19 protein-coding genes and 1 pseudogene are annotated in these 20,741 nt (G+C 56.8%); 10 read left to right on the forward strand and 10 right to left on the reverse strand.

Features of this window, described 5'->3' with window-relative positions; genetic code table 11:
• Positions 1-5: 5 nt before the first annotated feature.
• On the reverse strand, positions 6-1,778 hold the full coding sequence (locus ACVWYZ_RS10400; protein ID WP_457466996.1) for an ABC1 kinase family protein: 1,773 nt from the start codon (positions 1,776-1,778) through the stop codon (positions 6-8).
• 135 nt (positions 1,779-1,913) lie between these two features.
• Positions 1,914-3,200, reverse strand: coding sequence for a glucose-1-phosphate adenylyltransferase (locus ACVWYZ_RS10405; protein WP_457466997.1), 1,287 nt, complete (start codon positions 3,198-3,200; stop codon positions 1,914-1,916).
• Positions 3,201-3,331: 131 nt separating this feature from the next.
• Between ACVWYZ_RS10405 and ACVWYZ_RS10410 the strand changes: the two genes are divergently transcribed.
• From ACVWYZ_RS10410 to ACVWYZ_RS10425, 4 genes are all read left to right on the forward strand, one after another.
• On the forward strand, positions 3,332-4,114 hold the full coding sequence (locus ACVWYZ_RS10410; RefSeq protein WP_457466998.1) for a ParA family protein: 783 nt from the start codon (positions 3,332-3,334) through the stop codon (positions 4,112-4,114).
• Positions 4,115-4,254: 140 nt separating this feature from the next.
• Positions 4,255-4,620, forward strand: a complete 366-nt coding sequence (locus ACVWYZ_RS10415; RefSeq protein WP_457384418.1) for a hypothetical protein — start codon at positions 4,255-4,257, stop codon at positions 4,618-4,620.
• A gap of 165 nt (positions 4,621-4,785) precedes the next feature.
• A complete protein-coding gene (gene sat, locus ACVWYZ_RS10420) occupies positions 4,786-5,976 on the forward strand; it encodes a sulfate adenylyltransferase (RefSeq protein ID WP_414423984.1) in 1,191 nt (396 codons plus the stop codon).
• 192 nt (positions 5,977-6,168) lie between these two features.
• Positions 6,169-7,362, forward strand: a complete 1,194-nt coding sequence (locus tag ACVWYZ_RS10425) for an RNA-guided endonuclease InsQ/TnpB family protein (protein ID WP_457466999.1) — start codon at positions 6,169-6,171, stop codon at positions 7,360-7,362.
• Between the two features lie 18 nt (positions 7,363-7,380).
• Here ACVWYZ_RS10425 and ACVWYZ_RS10430 read toward each other — a convergent pair.
• The 8 genes and pseudogenes from ACVWYZ_RS10430 to pstS all read right to left on the reverse strand — a co-directional run.
• Positions 7,381-7,482: pseudogene (locus ACVWYZ_RS10430) on the reverse strand (copper amine oxidase); the annotation flags it as partial.
• A 112-nt stretch (positions 7,483-7,594) separates the two neighbouring features.
• Positions 7,595-7,771 carry a hypothetical protein gene (locus ACVWYZ_RS10435; RefSeq protein WP_414332524.1) on the reverse strand — a complete coding sequence of 59 codons (177 nt, stop codon included), beginning with the start codon at positions 7,769-7,771 and terminating at the stop codon, positions 7,595-7,597.
• Between the two features lie 366 nt (positions 7,772-8,137).
• Positions 8,138-8,563 (reverse strand): hypothetical protein, encoded by a 426-nt coding sequence (locus ACVWYZ_RS10440; protein WP_011432703.1) that lies wholly within the window; start codon positions 8,561-8,563, stop codon positions 8,138-8,140.
• A gap of 43 nt (positions 8,564-8,606) precedes the next feature.
• On the reverse strand, positions 8,607-9,434 hold the full coding sequence (locus ACVWYZ_RS10445) for a TlyA family RNA methyltransferase (RefSeq protein WP_457467000.1): 828 nt from the start codon (positions 9,432-9,434) through the stop codon (positions 8,607-8,609).
• Positions 9,435-9,529: 95 nt separating this feature from the next.
• Positions 9,530-10,357, reverse strand: coding sequence for a phosphate ABC transporter ATP-binding protein PstB (gene pstB, locus ACVWYZ_RS10450; protein ID WP_457467001.1), 828 nt, complete (start codon positions 10,355-10,357; stop codon positions 9,530-9,532).
• A gap of 82 nt (positions 10,358-10,439) precedes the next feature.
• A complete protein-coding gene (pstA, locus tag ACVWYZ_RS10455; protein WP_457467002.1) occupies positions 10,440-11,330 on the reverse strand; it encodes a phosphate ABC transporter permease PstA in 891 nt (296 codons plus the stop codon).
• Positions 11,331-11,336: 6 nt separating this feature from the next.
• A complete protein-coding gene (pstC, locus tag ACVWYZ_RS10460) occupies positions 11,337-12,305 on the reverse strand; it encodes a phosphate ABC transporter permease subunit PstC (protein ID WP_457467003.1) in 969 nt (322 codons plus the stop codon).
• A gap of 86 nt (positions 12,306-12,391) precedes the next feature.
• Complete coding sequence (gene pstS, locus ACVWYZ_RS10465; RefSeq protein WP_457467004.1) at positions 12,392-13,468, reverse strand: phosphate ABC transporter substrate-binding protein PstS; 1,077 nt, start codon at positions 13,466-13,468, stop codon at positions 12,392-12,394.
• 784 nt (positions 13,469-14,252) lie between these two features.
• Here pstS and rplI point away from each other — a divergent pair.
• The 6 genes from rplI to ACVWYZ_RS10495 all read left to right on the forward strand — a co-directional run bounded on the left by rplI (position 14,253) and on the right by ACVWYZ_RS10495 (position 20,740).
• Complete coding sequence (rplI, locus tag ACVWYZ_RS10470) at positions 14,253-14,717, forward strand: 50S ribosomal protein L9 (protein ID WP_457467005.1); 465 nt, start codon at positions 14,253-14,255, stop codon at positions 14,715-14,717.
• Between the two features lie 179 nt (positions 14,718-14,896).
• On the forward strand, positions 14,897-16,672 hold the full coding sequence (gene dnaB / locus ACVWYZ_RS10475; protein WP_457467006.1) for a replicative DNA helicase: 1,776 nt from the start codon (positions 14,897-14,899) through the stop codon (positions 16,670-16,672).
• Positions 16,673-16,803: 131 nt separating this feature from the next.
• Positions 16,804-17,700: a universal stress protein gene (locus ACVWYZ_RS10480; RefSeq protein ID WP_457467007.1), complete on the forward strand. Its 897-nt coding sequence runs from the start codon at positions 16,804-16,806 to the stop codon at positions 17,698-17,700.
• 47 nt (positions 17,701-17,747) lie between these two features.
• Positions 17,748-18,581, forward strand: a complete 834-nt coding sequence (gene larB, locus ACVWYZ_RS10485; RefSeq protein ID WP_457467008.1) for a nickel pincer cofactor biosynthesis protein LarB — start codon at positions 17,748-17,750, stop codon at positions 18,579-18,581.
• A 260-nt stretch (positions 18,582-18,841) separates the two neighbouring features.
• Complete coding sequence (locus ACVWYZ_RS10490) at positions 18,842-19,729, forward strand: TerC family protein (protein ID WP_457411245.1); 888 nt, start codon at positions 18,842-18,844, stop codon at positions 19,727-19,729.
• 132 nt (positions 19,730-19,861) lie between these two features.
• Entirely contained in the window at positions 19,862-20,740 is an 879-nt protein-coding gene (locus ACVWYZ_RS10495; protein ID WP_457467009.1) for an ABC transporter ATP-binding protein, read from the forward strand.
• Position 20,741 lies beyond the last annotated feature (1 nt).

The raw sequence follows: 20,741 nt of genomic DNA on the forward strand, positions 1-20,741 counted from the left end.
CCGTTCTATCTTTCCTGTCCCACTCCTGCCAGCAAATCCGACCAGGGTTGAGGTGGCCGCCAGCGGCTAAGATGTTCCAGATGGGCTTGCACCTGCTCCCTCAACTCGGCAAGCGTGTGTTGCAGATCGCCGGTCGAGGGTAGGGATCTCAGCGTTGCCTGCCAGAGGTAAGCTGGGGAAAGTTCAGGGCTGAGCAACTGCCACAAACGCTGCAGCTCCTCAAAGTGAAGGCGATCATCTTCTGTGAGGGAAAGCACCAACTGGCGGCGCAGATCGCGGGCCTCTTCCGACATCAGGTAGCGCAAACCCGTTTGGGCGGTGGGTAACCAATCCAATCCCCCATCGCTGCGGGCAATTTGAATCAGGTTCTCCAGGCGGTTCCAGCGGAACTTACCATCCTTGATCAACACTTGCAGCAGCCGTTGGCGAATACGCGGCGATTCATCCGTCAGCAGGCGCTTGGCCACATAGGGATAGGCCACACCGACGATGCGGAACTGGGGATAGAGGCTGAGGGCTACTCCCTCTTGGGTCACCAAAGAGCGGATCACCAGAGCAAAGTGGGAGGGCACCTGAAAGGGGTAGCGGTACATCAAGTCGGAGAACTGATCCGTGGCCGTTTTGAAGTTAAAGTTGACCACCTCTTGGGTCAGCACGTCTGCCAGCACCTTTTCCAAGGCGGGGATCAGCTCTTGGCGGCCGACATCTGACTGCAAAAAGCCCAGATGAATAAAGTCATCGATCAGGGCGTTGTAGTCGCGATCCACCAGGTGAACCAGAGCATCCACCAAGTACTCCTTCATTTCCTCGGTAAGCTGATCCATCATGCCGAAATCGATGTAGGCCATACGGCCATCGGTGAGGGCGAACAAGTTACCTGGGTGGGGATCCGCGTGGAAAAAGCCGTATTCCAGCAATTGCTTGAGGGCAGCAACCACCCCGATACGCACCAATTGTTTCACCTCCAGGTTGGCTGCTCGAATGCGCTCCACATCCGTCAGCTTGATGCCGTCGATCCACTCGAGGGTCAGAACCCGGCGGGTGCTGTAAGCCCAGAAGATGCGCGGCACGTACACATCCGGATCGTCGCGGAAGTATTCGGCGAAGCGCTCGCAGTTTCGCCCTTCGTGCAGGTAGTCGATCTCTTCAAAAAGCTTGCGGCCAAACTCATCGACCACCGCCGTCAAAGTACTGCCCAGGTTTAAGGGCAGCCAGGGGCCCAGCCATGTCGAGGCCCAGCGAATCAGGTACAGATCCAGGCTCAACTGCTCTCGCAGATGGGGTCGCTGCACCTTCACCGCCACCCATTCGCCGCTGTGCAACTGCGCTTTGTAAACCTGGCCCAGGCTGGCGGCGGCCACCGGCTCTGGAGAGATCTGGGCAAAGATCTCGGCAATCGGACGGCCCAACTCGGATTCGATGCGGGCAAATGCTTGCTCGGAAGGAAATGGCGGCAGTTGATCTTGCAGTTGGGTGAGTTCTTCTAGGTAGTCTTTGCGCACCAGATCGGGGCGGGTGGAGAGGGCCTGACCCACCTTGATGAACGTTGGCCCCAGGTCGGTGAGCAGCTGTCGCAACTGCACTGAGCGCCGTCCCACATTGCGATCAGTGTGTCCCCACAGTTGATCCCAGCGCAAACAGAGGACAAACCACAAGAAAGGCCAGAGAATGGCCAGCGCCCGACCAATCACTTGGGGCAGGCGCCAGCGGTAATAACGGCAGATCAATTGCGGATCGTAAACTTCCAAAGCGGCAACGGATGAAGTTCTACTAAACACACTCCAGCGATCTCACAGTCTTTTGTTTTAAAGCTCTCGGTATCCATCTTAACAGAAAAAGCCTCGCCGTTTCTGCGCAAGGGCCTGTCAGCCCCATCCTGCCCCCTTCTCGGCCAGGGCCGGCCTGTTTCCCCCTCAAATGATGGTGTTGTCCGGGATCACCGAGTCTTTGATGATGGTGACGATGCCATTGCTGATCCAGATCCCTTCCTCTTCCCGCTGCGCTTCGGTGACGTGATCCTTGTTGAGGATGCGGACATTGCGCCCAATGCGGGCATTCTTATCCACGATGGCGTTGACAATGTGGGAGTTGGCCCCAATGCCCACCGGTGGGATCCCTTCCTCTAGCCTGGCCTGCCGCTCTTCTACCGACTCGTAGTAATCGGCTCCCATCACCAGGGTGTTTTCGATGATGGTGTTGGCCTCCAAGCGGCTGCGAATGCCGATGATGGAGTTGCGAATTTGGGCGTTTTTGATGATGCAACCATCGGCGATCATGGAGTTGACAATCTGGGAGTCGAGGATTTTGTTGGGGGGCAAAAAGCGCGGGCGGGTGTAGATGGGCATTTCGCTGTCGAAGAAGCTGAAGGGCGGGTTGGGCTGCTGCACCAGTGCCAGGTTGGCCCGGTAAAAAGCCTCGATGGTGCCGATGTCTTCCCAGTAACCCTTGAAGAGGTAGGCTTGCAGATGGTACTTGCCGATGGCTGCCGGCAGCACCTCTTTGCCAAAGTCGGTGTGCTCCTTGACTTTGAGCATCTCGATCAGAGCTTCTCGCTTGAATACATAGATGCCCATGGAGGCGATGTAGGGCTTGGCTTTGGCTTCTTCCGGGCTGAGGCCGAGGGCTTGGGTGTCCACCTGACAGGCTTTCAGCAGATCTCCTGTTGGCTTTTCCTTGAAATCGACGATGCAACCGTTCTCGCCAAGCTTGAGCAAGCCAAAACCCGAGGCCACTTTTTCTTCACAGGGGAGCACCGCCAGCGTCACATCGGCTCCCACCTGCCGGTGATGGTGGATGAAGGGGCGGTAGTCCATGCGGTAGAGGTGATCCCCAGATAGGATGAGGAAGTCCCGCGGCTTCCAGGAGTCCATCAGCCAGAGGTATTGGCGGACAGCATCGGCGGTGCCTTGGAACCAATCGGGATTGTCAGGGGTTTGTTGGGCCGCCAAAACGTCCACAAAGCCGCCTGTGAAGGGGGACAAGCGGTAGGTGTTGACGATGTGGCGGTTCAGAGAGGCAGAGTTGAACTGGGTGAGGACGTAGATTTTTTCGATGTCGGAGTTGATGCAGTTGCTGACCGGGATGTCGATGAGGCGGTATTTGCCGGCCAGGGGCACAGCAGGTTTAGCGCGGCGCTTGGTCAGGGGATAAAGTCGGGTGCCACGCCCACCTCCCAAGATGATCGCCAGTACATCGCGCATGGTTGTCCTCCACCAGGCTACACCCAATAGCATAGACTGCTGCGGGGCCACCTCAACGGCTGTCCTGTCGGATCTGGCCAAGCTGCTCGGGAAGGGGAACAAGTTGGCAAGACAGAATGCAGGGAGAGCTGATGGCGCGCATCCTGGCCTTTACCAACAACAAAGGGGGCACCGGCAAGTCCACCCTCTGCGTCCACGCGGCTCAGTTGACGGCCCAGCGGGGATACCGAGTTTTGCTCATCGATCTCACGTCCCAGGCCACCGCCAGCAACCTTTACCTGGAAGGGGCCGGATCCCTGGCGGCACTGGAAACGGCTTGGGCCAGCTTACACCCGCAGCACCAACGTCCTCTGGAAGAGGTGATCTACTGCACGGACAAGGGAGTGGATGTGGCGCCCTCCCACAGCACCATGGCGGAAGTGGCGGCCCAACTGGCTGCTGCCGGAGAGACGGGTCAGGATCTGTTGCAGCGCCAACTGGATCCCTTGCTGCCGGACTACGACTTCATCTTTCTCGATACGCCGGGAGAACTGAATGCCCTCACCGCCAATGCCCTGCGGGTGGCCCAGCGGGTGTTGATCCCGACACGGCTCAACCGCGCCGATTTCTCCTGCACGGAAGTAACCTTGCGCTACATTGAGGCCCTGAAAGGCCAGCTAAGCCAAGCCCGCGCCATTTTGACAATGCTGGATGACCGCTATCTGCCGGGGGGCATTTGGTCGGGATCCCATACCGGGCAATTGTACGTGCAAGCGCAACAGATTTTTGCGGATGTGCTTTCACCCGTTACCATTCCAGATAGCAGCGATTTGCGCATCGCCTTTGACTACGGCTTGACGGTGATGGACTATCGGCCTGGGTCGGCGGTGTGTCAGCGGCTGCTACAGTTGGTTGAACACGAGGTGCTCTTGTGACCGGATCTGACCGTAGCCTCTTTCCTTCGTCGGGGGAAACTTCCCGCCGCTCCGGCGGAATTCGGCGCAAGGCCAGTGCTAAAACCAGTTCAGAGCCCACCTCCGCAGAGTCTACTCCCACAGGTGAGGAGCCGACAACGATGTCTTCTCAGTCTCCCCCAGAACCAACCCCAGAATTGCCGGAAATTGCAGCCCTCAAAAGCCAACTGGCCGAAGCTCAACAACTCTTGCAGGACTACCAAAACAAAGTCTCTACCCTGCAAGCTCAATTGCAGCAAGTCACTGCCCATCGGGACGAATTGCAAAAGGCGCTGGCGCAGTTGCAAGCGGTCGCAGACGAGCGGGCTAAAACCATCCAGGAGTTACAGAACCCCAGAGGACAAGCCCCCATTCAGCCCAAACCCCAATCCTCACCTCTGCACGCGCAAAAGAAGATCATGAATCGGCCCATCTTCGACAACGTATCGGCCACCGATGAAAGCATGCCCCCCTATTTGTTGGATTGACCGGGATGGAAGGGATCCCTAAGGGCGTGATTTGGATGGGGTCTCCATCTGTTCTGCTCCCTCCTGTTTTCAGCCCGACCTGTGCTTTTTTCCCTGCTTCCTGGAGATCCGGGATCCGATAGTTGGATATTGGATTGGATAACCTTTGTTCTCAGTGCCCTTCTCATGAGCCAATCTCCATCGACTCTCCCTTCTGGTGATGCCATTCCGCCCCACGGGGGCACCCTGATCAACCGCATTGCCCCGCCTGAGCAGGCGCAGGAGCTGCGTTCCAAAGCCGAACATTGCCCCATCCTCTATCTCGACGAGCGGGCCCAATCGGATCTGGAGATGATCGCTATCGGGGGCTTCAGCCCACTGACGGGGTTTATGGGGCGGGAAGATTACCAGGCCGTCCTGGAAACGATGCACCTGGCCAATGGCTTGGCTTGGTCGCTGCCGGTCACCCTGCCGGTCTCCTCAGAAGTGGCAGCGGGTCTGAAAGAGGGGCAAATGATTGCCTTGGCCAGTGCCGAGGGCAAGATCCTGGGCCTACTGGAGCTGACGGAGAAATTCACCTACGACAAAACCCGCGAAGCCCGGCAAGTTTATCGCACCACCGATGAGCAACATCCAGGGGTAAAGGTGCTCTACGAGCAGGGATCCGTCTATTTGGCCGGCCCCGTCACCCTCCTGCAGCGGGATCCCCACCCTCTTTTTCCGGCCTACCAGATTGACCCGGCCCAATCGCGGCAACTGTTTCGGGAAAGAGGCTGGAGAACCATTGTAGGCTTCCAAACCCGCAACCCCATCCACCGCGCCCATGAATACATCCAAAAATGTGCCTTGGAGATTGTGGACGGGCTATTTTTGCACCCGCTGGTGGGGGCTACCAAAAGCGACGACATTCCCGCCGATGTGCGTATGCGCTGCTACGAGGTGTTGATCGAAAAGTACTACCCCAAGGAGCGGGTGATCTTGGCCATCAACCCTGCGTCGATGCGCTACGCCGGCCCCCGCGAGGCTATTTTCCATGCTCTCATTCGCAAAAACTATGGCTGTACCCATTTCATTGTGGGGCGGGATCACGCCGGGGTGGGGAACTACTACGGTACCTACGATGCCCAACACATTTTCGATGAGTTCCAGCCGGGGGAGCTGGGCATCATTCCCTTGAAGTTTGAACATGCTTTCTATTGCACCGTCACCGGCACCATGGCCACGGCCAAGACCAGCCCCAGCCAGCCTCACCAGCGCATTCACCTCTCAGGTACCAAGGTGCGGGAAATGCTGCGCCGCGGTGAAGTGCCCCCGCCGGAGTTTTCTCGACCAGAAGTGGCCCGGCTGCTGGCCGAAGCCATGCGAGAGCGGGGTTAACCCTGGGAATCTCCCTAAGTGGCAGTCAAAAAGGGCCTGGGACAGACCAGACCCTCTGTATTGAAAGTTGTATTGAAAGTTGAACTTGAACCAGATTCCAGTCGAGTATCAGCTAGAAATCGCAGGAGCCCCGCACTGTACCCGTAGGGTCACTGCCGGGAGGAATGCGCTTTGATGAAGTACAATGAACTCATGAGCCAAGTCCTGACCGTCTCCTGTAAGCTCAAGGCGTCCCAGTCGCAAGCCGCCAAATTGGACGCGACGATGGAGGCTTTTGGCCAAGCCTTGAACTGGGTCAACCAGAACACGCCGGAGAAGATCGTCAACGCGGTCAAACTGCAATCCCTTTGCTACTACGAGATTCGAGCCCGGTTTGGCTTGTCCAGTAACTTGGCTCAACAGGTGTGCAGACGGGTAGCGGGTTCCCGCAAAGTGGCTAAGCAGAAAAAGCGTCCCGTCAAGGAGTTTAAGAGCGGCTTTGTTACCTACGACGCCCGTATCTTTTCGTTCCGTCAAAAAGACTGGACGGTGTCGCTGACCACGGTGGAAGGGAGAGAACGCTTTGAACTGGCCATTGGCAACTACCAGCGTGGGATGCTGGCTGGTTCCAACCCCAAATCTGCCACCCTGGTCAAGCGCAAAGATGGCTCCTACTACATCCAGATTTGCGTAGAGAAAAAGCCACCCAAGCAACAAGATACCGACAAGGTGATCGGGGTGGACTTGGGGAGGACAGATATTGCCCATACGTCAGAGGGGGACAACTGGAATGGACAGCAGTTGAGCAGAGTCCGAGAGCGCTACTCCCGGTTGAGGGCGGTACTCCAACGCAAAGCCAGTAAGGGCACACGCAGTTCGCGGCGCAGATGCCGTCAACTGCTGCAACGGCTGTCTGGCAAGGAGAGACGTTTTCAGGCGTGGGTCAATCATCGCATCTCCAAAGCTATTGTCTCCAGGGCAAAGGCTACCAACAGCGCTATCGCCCTGGAAGACCTGACAGGGATCCGGAAAAGAGTCAATCAACAGCCGCGCAGCAAAGCCGAGCGACGCAGGGCCAACAGTTGGGCGTTCTACCAACTACGTCAATTTCTGGAATACAAGGCGAGAGTTGCAGGGGTTTCTCTGATTCTTGTTCCGCCTGCCTACACGTCGCAGACCTGTCACAAGTGTTTACACATCCATCCCGATCCTGCGCAATCCTATCGCAGTGGTAAGTCGTTCAAGTGTGGGCACTGTGGATGGGAAGGAGATGCGGACTTGAATGGTGCAAACGTAATTGCGCTCTTGGGGGCTGTCGTAAACCAGCCTAGAGGTTCGGGCTTGTTTTGTTCTCTGGTAGAGCAGAGCAGGCTCAGGGCTACTGAAAGCCCGCTCCGTACCGCTTAGCGGTCGGAGCCGGGTAGTTTACGCCGGCTCCGCTAGATTGATTGTCGGGTTGCGGTCGAAGAAGCCCCAAGGTACCAGCCTAAAGCCCGTTCTGTGTACAGGCATGACGGGCCAATCCTCATCCCATGAAAAAACCCCTGCCCAACGGCATGAGGAGGATGTATGATGGGGAGCCCGCGTTTCTACAGAACTCCCTCGAAGTCAAGCAGCCCTGAATAGGCAGCAACAGTTCTCATCCCGCCTCAAACCAGAGTTGTTCGGGATCCACATAATAGCAGCGGGCATTGTCCGCACAGATCAGCGCCCAGCCGTTTTGGTCGGCCTCGACCAAAGTATACTCACACTGGGGAATGAAATAGCCTTGGTGGTTTCGGGTATCGCTCTTAACCCAAACGGTCTGACGGTTCATCTTAAAGTTCCTCCCATCTGCAGTCAAAGGGGTCAAAAAAGTGAGGTTGGAAAACGGGACTCGATTCAGTGGCTATGGAAGCGGCGGCAGTGCAACACCACTGCAATATCCACTGCAATATAATGAAGTGCAGCCACCGCCGAGCTAAGCATCTCGCGCCAGCCCGGAGTTCAATCTCATCAATCAACTGAGGCCGGGGAAGAGAAGCGACGAGAGCTAACCCCTATCGATAAATGGATCCCATATTGCTATTGGGTACAAGAAGTTTAGCACCAACTCCATGAGAACATCGCTAAGAGTTGTAGATTAAAATAAAAAGCTCTAGATTTTCCTAAAGTCTTGTTGCAAAACAAGGAATAGGGTCACTTAATCTTCTTCAAAGAGCCAGTTGTAAATCTTGCTCAAGTGGGGCCAAGCAGGACGGCGGTTCCCTCCCTCTTGCAGGTTGGATTTGACACCCTCAATCTGCTCGGGATCCCGTGCCAAGATTTGCTTAATGGCCTCCACCTGCTGGCGTACCCCGGTTTTTTTCAGCTCCAGCATGGCTAGGGTCAGATTCACACGGGGCTGGGCATCCACCGGATCCAACTTCACAGCAGTCTGGGCGGCCTTCAGAGCTTTTTCCGCCTGCCCCTCCAGAAGGTAGAGCCAGGACAAGCACGTCCAAGCCGCCGCCGCCTTTGGGGATCCCTTACAGATCGACTCAAAAGAGGGAATTAACGTCTTGGCCGCTTCCCCGGATTCATAGCGCCGAATCCCTTCCTGAAACAATTCTTCAATTTTTTGGCTCATCTCCCCCAACCCAGCACATCAACCTATTGACAAAATCGACAAGCTACCCGTGTAGGGTCGCTCTTGCCTGCTCGCTCATCTGTTGTAGCGCACTGCCGCTGGGGAGAGGGATCCCTTCTCCTTCGGCCAGCCAGAGCCAGTACTCGATATTGCCGGCAGAGCCGGTAATGGGCGACCACGTGTAGCCTTGCACCTGCCAACCCTGGGCCACGGCCGAGCGCATCACCGTCTCCAGCACGCGGGCATGGACAACCGGATCCCGTACCACCCCCTTTTTGCCCACCTGATCCCGGCCCGCCTCAAACTGAGGCTTTACCAGCAACAAAGCTTCCCGCGGCGGGCGCAACAGGTTCCAGAGAGGATCCAACACCTTGGTTAGGGAAATAAAAGAGAGATCCACCACTGCTAGATCTGGCCAGCTTGGAGTAGGCACCTCCGTTCCGTAGAGATCGACAGGCTGCAGGTAGCGCAGATTGGTTCGTTCCTTGAGGATGACCCGTGGGTCGGTTCGCAGAGACCAGGCCAGTTGCCCATAGCCCACATCCACTCCGTAGACCCGCTGGGCTCCCCGTTTCAACAAGCAGTCTGTAAAACCTCCTGTGGAAATGCCCGCATCCAAACAAATACGACCCTGCACCTGAACAGGAAAAGTTTGCAGCGCCCCCTGTAGCTTTTCTCCCCCCCGTGAGACAAAAGCAGGCCCAGACTGGACTTGCACCGCTGGATCCCCGCTCACCCAGGTTCCAGGCTTTTCCGCCCGCACCCCATTTAGAAAGACTTCTCCTGCCAAAATGGAGCGTTGCGCTTGCTGGCGTGAGGAAAAATATCCGCGCTCCACCAACCAGCTATCCAGACGCACCCGCTTGGCCATCTCGCCGGTGCCTCACCTTGCATAGATCTTCCCGCCCATTAGAATAGGCGAGCGGGATCCCAACTGACCAGAATTGAGGGATCGCCAACAGCAGATTAGCCGAACCGTCCGCTCACGTACTCTTCCGTTTCCCGATGGGCGGGAGCGTTGAAGATTTTCTCAGTGCGGTTAAACTCCACCAACCGTCCGTAGCGAACCCCCTCTTCGTCGACTTCAGTGTTGAAGAAGGCGGTAAAGTCGGAGACCCGCGCTGCCTGCTGCATGTTGTGGGTAACGATAATGATCGTGTAGCGACGGCCCAGTTCCTTGAGCAACTCCTCAATGCGCAACGTGGAGATTGGATCCAACGAGGCACAGGGCTCGTCCATCAGGATCACCTCTGGTTGGATGGCCAAGGTGCGGGCAATGCAGAGGCGCTGCTGCTGTCCCCCCGAAAGGGAGAGGCCGCTCGTCTTCAACTTGTCTTTCACCTCGTCCCAGAGGACGGCCTGACGCAATGCGCGCTCTACCAGCTCATCCAAGTCTCCTTGGTAGCCGTTGATCCGTGGCCCAAAGGCAATGTTGTCGTAGATGGACTTCGGGAAGGGGTTGGGCTTTTGGAACACCAGGCCAACTCGCCGCCGCACTTCAGCAGGATCTACATCGGGATCGTAGATGTTTTTCCCGTGAAAAATTACGGATCCCTCTACTCTCGCTCCCGGGATCAGATCGTTCATGCGGTTAAAGCAGCGCAGCAAAGTACTCTTGCCGCAGCCCGAAGGGCCAATAAAAGCAGTGATGTGATTCTTGGGAATCTTCAGAGAAACCTGCTTCACCGCCAAATGAGAGCCGTAGTAAACACTGACTGCTTGCGTTTCCAGCTCAACAGTTAACTTGGCAGACTTCTTAGAGGAATCAGGAGTGCCGGGAAATGGAGGGCGCATAGGAATACCAGAGGTAGACGTTGCTTCAGAACCCAAACTCAAAATCGAAGAATAGTGAGGCAAAAATCTCAGAAGAACCAGATCAGATAGTAATGGTTTCCTGACGACGACTCAGCAGCAGCCGGAAACTGATCGTGGTGATCAAAACCAGAATCACCAAAGCCAAGGCTCCTCCCCAAGCAATTTTCTGCTGGTTCTCGAAGGGAACAATGGCAAAGTTGTAGATCAGCACCGCCAGCGAAGCTACTGGCTTCAGCAAACCATCGGGCCATAGGAAACTGAACAGAGCGGTGAAGATTAGAGGCGCTGTTTCCCCTGCTGCTCGGGCAATGGCCAAAGTCACCCCCGTTAGGATCACCGGCAAGGCAGCCGGCAAGACAACTCGAAACACGGTCTGCACCCGGGAAGCGCCCAGAGCATAGGCAGCAGCCCGAGTATCCGCCGGCACCAAGCGCAGAGCCTCCTCGCAGGAGAGGATGATGATCGGCAAAGTCAGCACCGATAGAGCTACCCCACCCGCCAGGGCAGAAAAGGTCTTAGTGGAGAGCACAAGCACCCCATAGGCAAACACCCCGGAAATGATGGAGGGAACCCCGGTCAGAACCTTGATGACGAAGCGCAAAGCCGAGGCTGTTGAGCTGTTCTGTCCAAACTCCGAAAGGTAAATCGCAGCAAACAAGCCAGTTGGGAAGGAGATCAAGATGGCAATCGATACCACAATGATCGTCCCCAGCACTGCGTTGCCAAAGCCACCTACCTGATCGCCAGGAGGAGGAGGAAGCTGGGTTAAGGTCTGCCAATTGAAGCGCTCAATGCCATTGACGAAAACATAGTAAAGGATGGAAGCGAGCACAACAATCGCAAAAATGCTGGAAGCAAAGATCAGGCCTGTCATCACCCAGTCCAGCACGACGCGCTTGGATCTGACTTTGCGTTTGAACAAATTGGCCTGTGCTGCCACTTGTGTCGCCATGTTCCTCTACTCCCGAGAAGCCGTCAAAGCAAACTTGACCCGACGAACCATCAGCTCAGCGATGATGTTGACCACCAGCGTAATGACCAGCAAGATCAAAGCCGCATACATCAGAGCCGAGATCTGCTCGTCGGCTGCTTCTGCAAACTCGCTGGCCAGCAATGCAGGGATGTTGCTGGCAGGGGCCAAAAGCGAGACTCTAATCCCCCGCGCATTGCCAATCAGCATTGCCACCGCCATGGTCTCGCCCAGGGCGCGTCCCAAACCCAGCACCACAGCCCCCAACATACCCCCAATCGCAGCCGGTAGTACCACTCCAAAAATAGCTTCCCATCGCGTAGCCCCCATCGCATAGGCAGCCGCGCGCAGCTCAGGAGGAACAGCCACCAAAACCTCTCTGGCGATGGCCGTGATGATGGGGATGATCATGATCCCCAAAACAACCCCTGCCGTCAGCATCCCCGGCCCAATCGGTGGTGTGCTGAAAATGGGAAGCCAATTGAAGTTCTCGTACAGGAACATCTGAACGGGGCGGAAGAAGGGGATGAAGACAAACAATCCCCAAATGCCGAACACCACACTGGGAATAGCCGCCAACAGCTCAACCACAATGATCAGAGCCAGACGCAAGGACTTCGGAAGAAAATCCTCGCTCAGAAAAATAGAGATGCCAAAGCTAAAAGGAACCCCCACAATCAGAGCGATGAGAGAAGTCACTAGCGTGCCGTAGATCTGTGGCCAGGCCCCATAGATATCCTCGACCGGATCCCAGGTGGTGTTCCAGAAAAAGCTTAGTCCAAACCTGTCTATAGCAGGTAAAGACTGAATGCCGATCTCCAGAGCAATCCAGAGCAGCAGGAAGGCCGAGAAAAACACGGCAATCCGCGTAGCCCAGATAAAAACCTGGTCGCGCCGGCGCTGGAAAACCGGCCGAGGCCGAAACAGAAGGTTGCTGTCAGAAGAAAGGGAGCTCATACGCCTGGAGCTAGGGATAGTTGTTGACACGCCCCCCGTCCTAAAGAACGGGGATTCTTGTTCCTGGTTCTACTTAGTAAAAGTTCTTACGGAGTGATATTTTCTAGCGCAGCCAGAGCTTTTTGCCGCGTTTCTTCCGGCAGAGGGACATATCCCAACTGCTCAGCGAAAGCCTGCCCCTCAGTGAGGCCGTAGCGGAGAAACTCTCTAACGGCCTTGGAAGTCTCGGCTTTGGGGTAAACCTTGTATGCAAGGATCCAGGTGTAGCCCGCAATAGGGTAAGAGTCTTCCCCACTAGGATCCGGATCGACCCCCAGCAAACGCTCGTCGAGCTGAATTCTGGCCAGCGCCGCTTTCTCCGTCTCGACGTTGGGAGTTACAAACTTGCCTGCCCGGTTTTCCAGACGGGCAATGTTCAGGTTGTTGAGCTTGGCAAAGCCGAATTCCACGTAGCCAATCGAGCCAGGAATTTGCTTGATCTGCTCGGAAACCCCTTCGTTCCCACGCGCCCCTACGCCGGTTGGCCAGTTTACCGAAGAGCCGCGACCCACCTTTTGCTTCCACTCTGGGCTAATAGCGTTGAGGTGAGTGGTGAAGATATCGGTGGTACCACTTCCATCAGAGCGATGCACGACGGTAATCGGCAAATCCGGGAAAGTCACCTGTGGGTTAAGGCCAGCCAGCAGGGGATCGTTCCAGTTCTTGATCTTGCCCAGGAAGATATTCGCCAGTGCCAGGCGGGAAAGGCGGATTTCGGGGCCCACCCCAGGAATGTTGTACGCTGCAACTAACGCTCCGCCCACCATGGGTACAGAAACCATCCCTTTGGGAGGGTTAGCCTCATTCTCAATTTGGTTGATCTCTTCAGGACGGGGCACGCTGTCACTGGCACCGAAATCGACCGTGCGGGCTACAAACTGCCGACGACCCGCACCGCTTCCTACAGACTGATAGTTGACCTGGATGTTAGGGTTTTTCTTGCCAAACTCTTGGGCCCAAGTTTGATAGATGGGGGCCGGGAAGGTCGCCCCAGCGCCATTGATGGTGATGGTCTGCTGAGCAAACACCCGCTGCCAATTCGTCTGACTGGCCGCAAAGCCGGCAACAGTGGCAGATAGAAACTTCAGGAAAGAACGACGCTCCAAGGGGTGCAACGTCACCATACAGATCTCCTCTCCCAGATGAAGATAAAATCCTAGCCCAGATCTAAAAAAGGCTACTTCACTCGAGAACCTTACCCAACCCAATCAAAACTCGTCGGGCTGGGTATGCCACTACCGCCTGGAAGCTTGGAGGCAACCCTCAAGCTAACCCTGCGATCCTCAACAAGCCTTCAACCGATCGCAACATCCCAGGGATCCCTTTGAGCACGCAGGGTTCCCTCGGGAACGCTCCATTGAAGACTTCGCCAGTCCGCGCAGCTACTATAACGTAAAGGCCAGTTGTTTTTAGTTAAAACGAGGTTAAGCCCAGGTTATCTCTGGGGATATCCGCCAAATGTTGCAAACCCCTCAAGGGATCCCCTTTGGTGTCAGCCACTCCCTATCCTGGATTGGGTATCTCCCAAAACAGAGAACTTCCGCCTTTTGAGTTTGGAAAGGTGGCTTCTTCATCTTCCCGCCAAGGTTCAGAGCTGGAAGAGGACTCTAGAGACCTGCCAATCGGGAATAAGCTCTGAGAAGGGATCCCTCATGCCAAAGGGCTGAGGCGTAGGGGGCAGCTTGCTTTGGAGTTTATAGTCGTTTCAGGCTAGGGTGAGACGCCTGGGCTATTGAGAAAAGCCTTCTTCCCCCGTACATTATTGCTCCGTAACGCTGACGCGACGGCGCGACCAACGTTCTAGGTGGGGGTGCAGTGTCCTGGTTTGAATCGAAATGACCATAAGCTGACAATGGCTCTGCTGAGCCTCTAGAATGGAGGGCTGTCGAGAAAAGAAGTGTCTTCCCAATGTCAAAACGCAACATGCAGGTTGTGCTGCGCCAGGCGATCCCAGGGCTGGGCAAGCCCGGAGAGATTGTCAACGTCAAGCCCGGATATGCTCGCAACTACCTCTTCCCACGGCAGATGGCGGTGCGGGTTACCCCTGGCATACTGAAGGAGCAGCAAATGCGCTTGGAGCAAGAAGCGGCTCGTAAACTGGCAGAAAAACAGCAGGCAGAAAACTACAAAACCGCACTGGAGACTATCGGTCGTTTTGTCGTCCGCAAGAAGGTCGGAGAACACGATCTCTTATTTGGGCAGGTGACCACCAGCGATATTGCCGAGGTGGTGCTGGCTACCAGCGGCCTGGATATCGACCGCCGCAACATTCTGCTCAACGAGGAGATCAAGAAAACCGGGGTTTATCCCGTGCAGGTGAAGCTACACCCCGAAGTTACCGCTACGCTGCGCATTCAGGTTACTCCTGAATGAGAACCCACTTCTTAAGGATCCCCGAGTTCCTGGGGGGGATCCTGGGGTGGGCAGGGTTTCTGCCTTAGACGACAAGCGGGTATGCTCAGCCTATAGCTTGGCCTACCTGCTGAGTGGGCCTGCTTGGCTGAGAGGCCGGTTGCCCTAGGGCTGGGTTGATTTTCCTATCCTAGCTTGTGGTGATCAGCGATTACGACTTAACGGGTGGGGATCGGCTTCCTCCTCAAAACATTGAAGCCGAGGAGGAAATCCTGGGGGGCATTCTCCTCGATCCGGATGCGTTGGTGCGGGTCGCGGAGTTCCTGCGTCCAGAGATGTTCTATATCTCTGCCCACCAAGAGATTTACCGGGCTGCTCTCCAACTGCACAGCCAAGGGCAGCCCACCGACCTGATGACTGTGTCTGCTTGGTTGGCGGATCATCATCTTCTGGAGCGGGTGGGGGGAACAGGGGCGATCCGTCGTCTGCTGGAGCAAACCGTCAGCAGCGTCAACATCGACCAGTATGCCCGCCTGGTGATGGATAAATACATGCGCCGCCAGTTGATCCAGGTGAGCAATACCTTGGCTCGTTTGGCCTACGATACCAGCCAACCCCTATCTCAGGTAATGGATCAAGCCGAGCAGGAGGTGTTTCGACTCACCCAAGAGCGGGTGCAGCGTAGCCTCATCCCGGCCTCTGAGGTTTTGGTCAATATCTTCTCGGATTTGGAAGAGAAGTTCCAAAGCGGGGCACAGCTTCCGGGGATCCCGACCAAATTCATCGACCTGGATAACCTGACTCAGGGCTTGCAGCGATCCGATTTGCTGATTCTGGCCGGTCGTCCCTCGATGGGGAAGACCAGTCTTGCCCTCAACATTGCCCAAAATGTGGCTGCCTATGCCAAGCAGCCGGTCGCCATCTTTAGCTTGGAAATGTCACGAGAGCAACTGGTGCAGCGGCTTTTGGCCAGCGAAGCCCGCATCGACAGCAGCCGTCTGCGTTCTGGGCGCATCAGCGAACACGAGTGGCAGCGCCTGGGACAAGCCATTGGTTTTTTATCGCAATTGCCCCTGTTCATCGACGATACCCCCGACTGTACCGTTACAGAAATTCGCTCCAAAGCGCGGCGTTTGCAGGCGGAACAGGGGGGAACGTTGGGGATGGTGTTGATCGACTACCTACAACTGATGCAGGGATCCGCCGTCGACAACCGGGTGCAGGAGCTGTCGCGCATTACCCGTGGTCTCAAGGCCATGGCCAAAGAGCTGATGGTGCCGGTGCTGGTGCTGTCTCAGCTCAGTCGGGCTGTCGAGTCTCGCTCCGACAAACGTCCACAGCTGGCGGATCTGCGGGAATCGGGCTGTCTGGCCGGGGATACGCAGGTGATGGATGTGGATCGCGGCAAGATCTGGCGGTTGGATCAACTGGCGGCCCTACCGGCTGCGGCGGAACTGCCCCGCCTGCTCAGCTTGAACGGGCGCGGACGCCTGGTGCCCCAGCAGCCGGTGAAGGTGTTTCGCAGCGGTCACCAGCCCACTTGTCTTCTGAAAACCCGCCTCAACTTTTCCATTCGCGCCACCGGCAATCACCCCTTTTTCACCCAACAGGGCTGGAAAACCCTGGATGAGCTGCAATTGGAAGAAGAGGTGGCGGTGGTGGTGCAGGAGGGGCTGATCTGGGATCCGGTGGTGCTCATCAGCGAGCCGGGGGAGCCTCAGCCGGTTTACGACATCGAAATGCCCCGCCATCACAACTTCGTGGCCAACGGGCTGCTGGTACACAACAGCATCGAGCAGGATGCCGATCTGGTGATGATGATCTATCGCCCGGAATACTACGATCCCAACACCAGCGATCGCGGCATTGCCGAGGTCATCATTGCCAAACATCGCAACGGCCCCACCGGCACTGTGCGCCTGCTGTTTGAAAGTCAGTACACCCAGTTTCGCAACCTGGCGGATCCCAACCGCTGAGCAATCGACGCTGAAGAGGGATCCGGAGCTGCTGCCTTGGGAACAACCCCGCAAGGTGTTAGCTTAGGATCGCTGCGGGCCAAAGCGTTGCTCTTGAGCCGGCTACCCTCTCTCCTAATGCTCAAAACGATATGTTTAAAAACGTGTTAATTGCCACCGACCGCCGAGATGGCCTGCAGCGTTTTGGCAAGTGTCTAGAAGATCTGCACAGCAATGGCATCGAGCGCGTCACCTTCGTCCGCAGCGTAGATTGGCAAGAGGACGACATCGGCATTCCCGACGACATTACCCCCGAAGTCCAAGCGGAGCAGGCCCAGTTGCAGAAGCTGCTGAACCCGATCCCGGCGGGCTTGGAAGTCAAGGCTTTGGTGCAGGTGAGCAGGCCAGCCGACCTCATCCTAAAAGGCATCCAAGCCTATGGCTCCGATCTGCTCATCACAGGCATGGGTACCCACAATCTGCTTGCCGAAAAATTGTTCGGCAGCACCACCATGGCACTGTTGCCGAAGCTGAAAATCCCCCTGCTGGTGATGCGCCCCCAACTGCTGGCTACCTTTACCCTGGAGGAACTGCGCCTGCGCAGTCGCCACCTGTTTCGTTGCCTCTTGGTGCCTTTTGACTTTGAACAGCCGCGTCAGCAGTTGCTCAACCACCTCGGCCATCTGCTGCCCGGTACTTCCCAGTGTCAGACGGTTACCCTGCTCTACGTGGTGGATCCCAGCGCCCGCCGCAACCAAGGAACTCCGGTGGAGGTGCTCCAACGCAAAGCCGAGGCTGACCTGGCCCAGGTGCTTGAACCCCTGAGCGAGCAGGTGAAGCCCGTACAGCTGCGCACCCTGGTGCGGGTGGGATCCCCTCTCAAAGAGATCCTGGCTACTGCTGCCGATGAAGACATGACGGCCATTGCCACTGCCTCCCCCCATGTGGGCAGCTTTTGGGAGTGGTCGGTTCGCAGCCTCACCGGCGAGATTTTGCGGCAAAGTTGGCATCCGGTGTTGTTTTTCCCGCGCGGGTCTTTGGCCCAATAAATCCAGGCAAGATCCAAGCCGAGTGTTGCAGATTGAACTCACCTTCCATGAACCCCCCTTCTACGACAGCGCTGTGGGATCTGTTTCGGGCGGTGGCCCAAGGGGAGCTCACCCCAGAGCAAGCCCTGCAAGCCTATCGCTTTCTGCCCTTTGAGCCGGTGGGAGACTTCGCCCATGTGGATCACCACCGTCCCTTGCGCACGGGCTTTCCTGAAGCCGTGTGGGGGCCGGGCAAAACCCCAGATCAGATCGCCCAAATCCTGGAGCAACTCCACCAGCGGGGATCCCTGGCCTTGGCCACCCGCATCGAAGCCCAGGTGTATGCCGAGATCCGCAGCCGCTTGCCCCAGGCCCAGTATTCCGAGTTGGCCCGCTTGTGTTGGATCCCGTCCCGGCAGGTGGTCAGCCATCCTGGACAGGTCAGCGTGATCTCCGCCGGCACTGCCGACTTACCGGTGGCAGAAGAAGCCGCCCTCACGCTGGAGCTTTCCGGATTTCAGGTGAAGCGCCTCTGGGATGTGGGGGTGGCCGGGATCCATCGGCTGCTGCACAACCGGGCGGCCCTGCAAGCAGACGTGCTGATCGTGGTGGCGGGCATGGAGGGGGCCTTGGCCAGCGTGGTGGCGGGTCTGGCGGATTGTCCGGTGATCGCTGTGCCCACCAGCATTGGCTACGGGGCCAGCTTCCAGGGCTTGGCTGCCCTGCTCACTATGCTCAACTCCTGCGCAGCGGGGGTGGGAGTGCTGAACATTGATAACGGTTTTGGGGCGGCGATTCTGGCAGGCCAGATCCTGCGTTGCGGACAACGGCTGGCAGCTCGATTGAGTTCATGCGGCCCCACTGGAGATCCAACAGGGAATCGACAGATTTCGGAAGGTTAAGAATTGTAAATAGATCCTGAGCCAAACAGGCTATACTCAGGCCATAGTTTAGGCTTGGGCTTTCTCTTTCCCATCCTTCGGGAGTTTGAGGGTGTTGCCTCTGGTCACCTAACTGGGTTCATGCCTTTTTCTGGGGTACCTTTATCCGAAGATGGGGAGGGTTCCTACGCTGGTTAACTGCTGTGTTGGACTGACTGGGGCGGACAAAACGCGCGAATATGCTAATTGATGCAACACTTGTCAAAAATGCAACAGATGCGATGGGAGCGACCTTGATCCTGGCGCAAGGGATGACTCAGTCCTTCACCTGGACAGATATTTTCTTGGTAGTGGCTTTGGTGTTTTTGGAGGCCGCCCTCTCTGCGGACAACGCCGTTGCCCTAGCAGCTCTGGTGAAGCATCTGCCCACCCCCCAGCAGCAGAATCGGGCCTTGCGCTGGGGCATCATCGGCGCTTACAGCTTTCGCATTGCCATTGTCTTCGCGGCAGTTTGGTTGGTGGAGTATCCACCCGCTCAGTTTTTCGGGGCCTGTTATCTGCTCTGGCTGGCCTGGCAGCATTTTCGGGGCGGGGAAGAAGGCCCAGAACAGGACATCACCCGCCACGCCAATTTTTGGCAGACCCTGGTGATGGTGGAACTGACGGATCTGGTCTTTTCTTTCGACAGTATCGCTGCTTCGGTGGGTGTCTCCCGCAAGGCTTGGGTAATCATCCTCGGCGGCATTCTCGGCATTACCCTGATGCGCTACATGGCTTCTCTGTTTTTGCGTTGGTTGGACGAGTTCTCTCACCTGGAAGATGCCGCTTTTGCCATCATTGCCCTGGTGGGGAGCACCATGTTGTTGGAGGTGTTTTTCCCCCAAATCGAGATCCCGGAGTGGGGGATGGTGGTGGCTGTGATCCCCCTATTTGTCTGGGGTTTCTCGCGGCGCGTGAAACTCAATTCGGAGCAGGATGAACAGCCGGAGCTGGCTGACGGAGAGAAGAGGGAAGAGAAAAGAGCAGGGGTTACAGACGAGATGGAAATCGTCCCCTCCGGTTGGGTGACTGCCCTTGAGGAAGACCTCGCCCCTGAGCCCCAGAGCAGAGAGAATGGAGAGGAGAGGTACGGCTTGGGCCTATCGCCAGGGATCCCTGATCTGCCTTGATAGGGCTGTTGGCTGCTTCATTGCCTTGGCCCCCACCGACTCCTAAACTAGCAGTGAAGCTGACCTGAGGAGGGAAGCATCTTGACCCCGCAGTTTTGCTTGAAATCGTTGGTCAAGTGCTTCAGAAGCAGCATGGATAGCCCAAAGGAGCAGCAGGTGTCCGAAAATAGGCTCCAACCTTTGGCTACGGCGGGGGTTCTGAGCACACCAGCAGTGCAGGGTGTTACTCCCTTGGTGGAGTTGCGCCAAGTTTCCAAGCGCTTTGGCTCGACGGTGGTGCTTGACCACGTGGATCTGAAGGTGTACCGGGGTGAGGCCCTGGGTCTGGTGGGGCCTTCGGGCACCGGGAAGTCGACGTTGCTACGCATCATTGCCGGCCTAACGGAGCCAGACGCCGGAGAAGTGCTCTGGTGCGGGATCCCACTCCCGGAGATCCAAGCCCAACACGCAACTCCCCCTTTGCGGGTAGGGATGGTGTTTCAGCAGGCCGCCCTCTTCGACTCCCTGACGGTGGAAGAAAACGTAGGGTTTTTGCTCTACGAGCACTCGCAGTTGCCCCGCTCCCGCATTCGGGAATTGGTGGCCGCCAAGCTGGAGGCGGTGGGACTGGCGGGCAAAGAGCACAACCTGCCAGAAGAACTCTCGGGGGGGATGCGCAAACGGGCCAGCTTCGCCCGCGCCATTATGGAGGATCCTTCTCTGCCCCAGGATGAGCCCCAATTGCTGCTGTACGACGAGCCCACAGCGGGCTTGGATCCCATTGCCTCCACGGTAATTGAAGATCTCATCCGGGAGCTGCAGCAGGTGAAAAAAGCCTGTGAGAGCTACATTGTGGTGACCCACCAGCACAGCACCATTTACCGCGCCACCGACCGCATTGTCCTGTTGGCTCAGGGGCGGGTGCAGTGGGAGGGATCCGTGCAGCAGATCGAAACGTGCGATAACCCCTTTGTGCGGCAGTTTTTCAGCGGTAGCGTAGAAGGGCCAATTCAAGTGGCGGGGCAGGTGTGAG

This window comes from Thermostichus sp. MS-CIW-37, assembly GCF_054060065.1.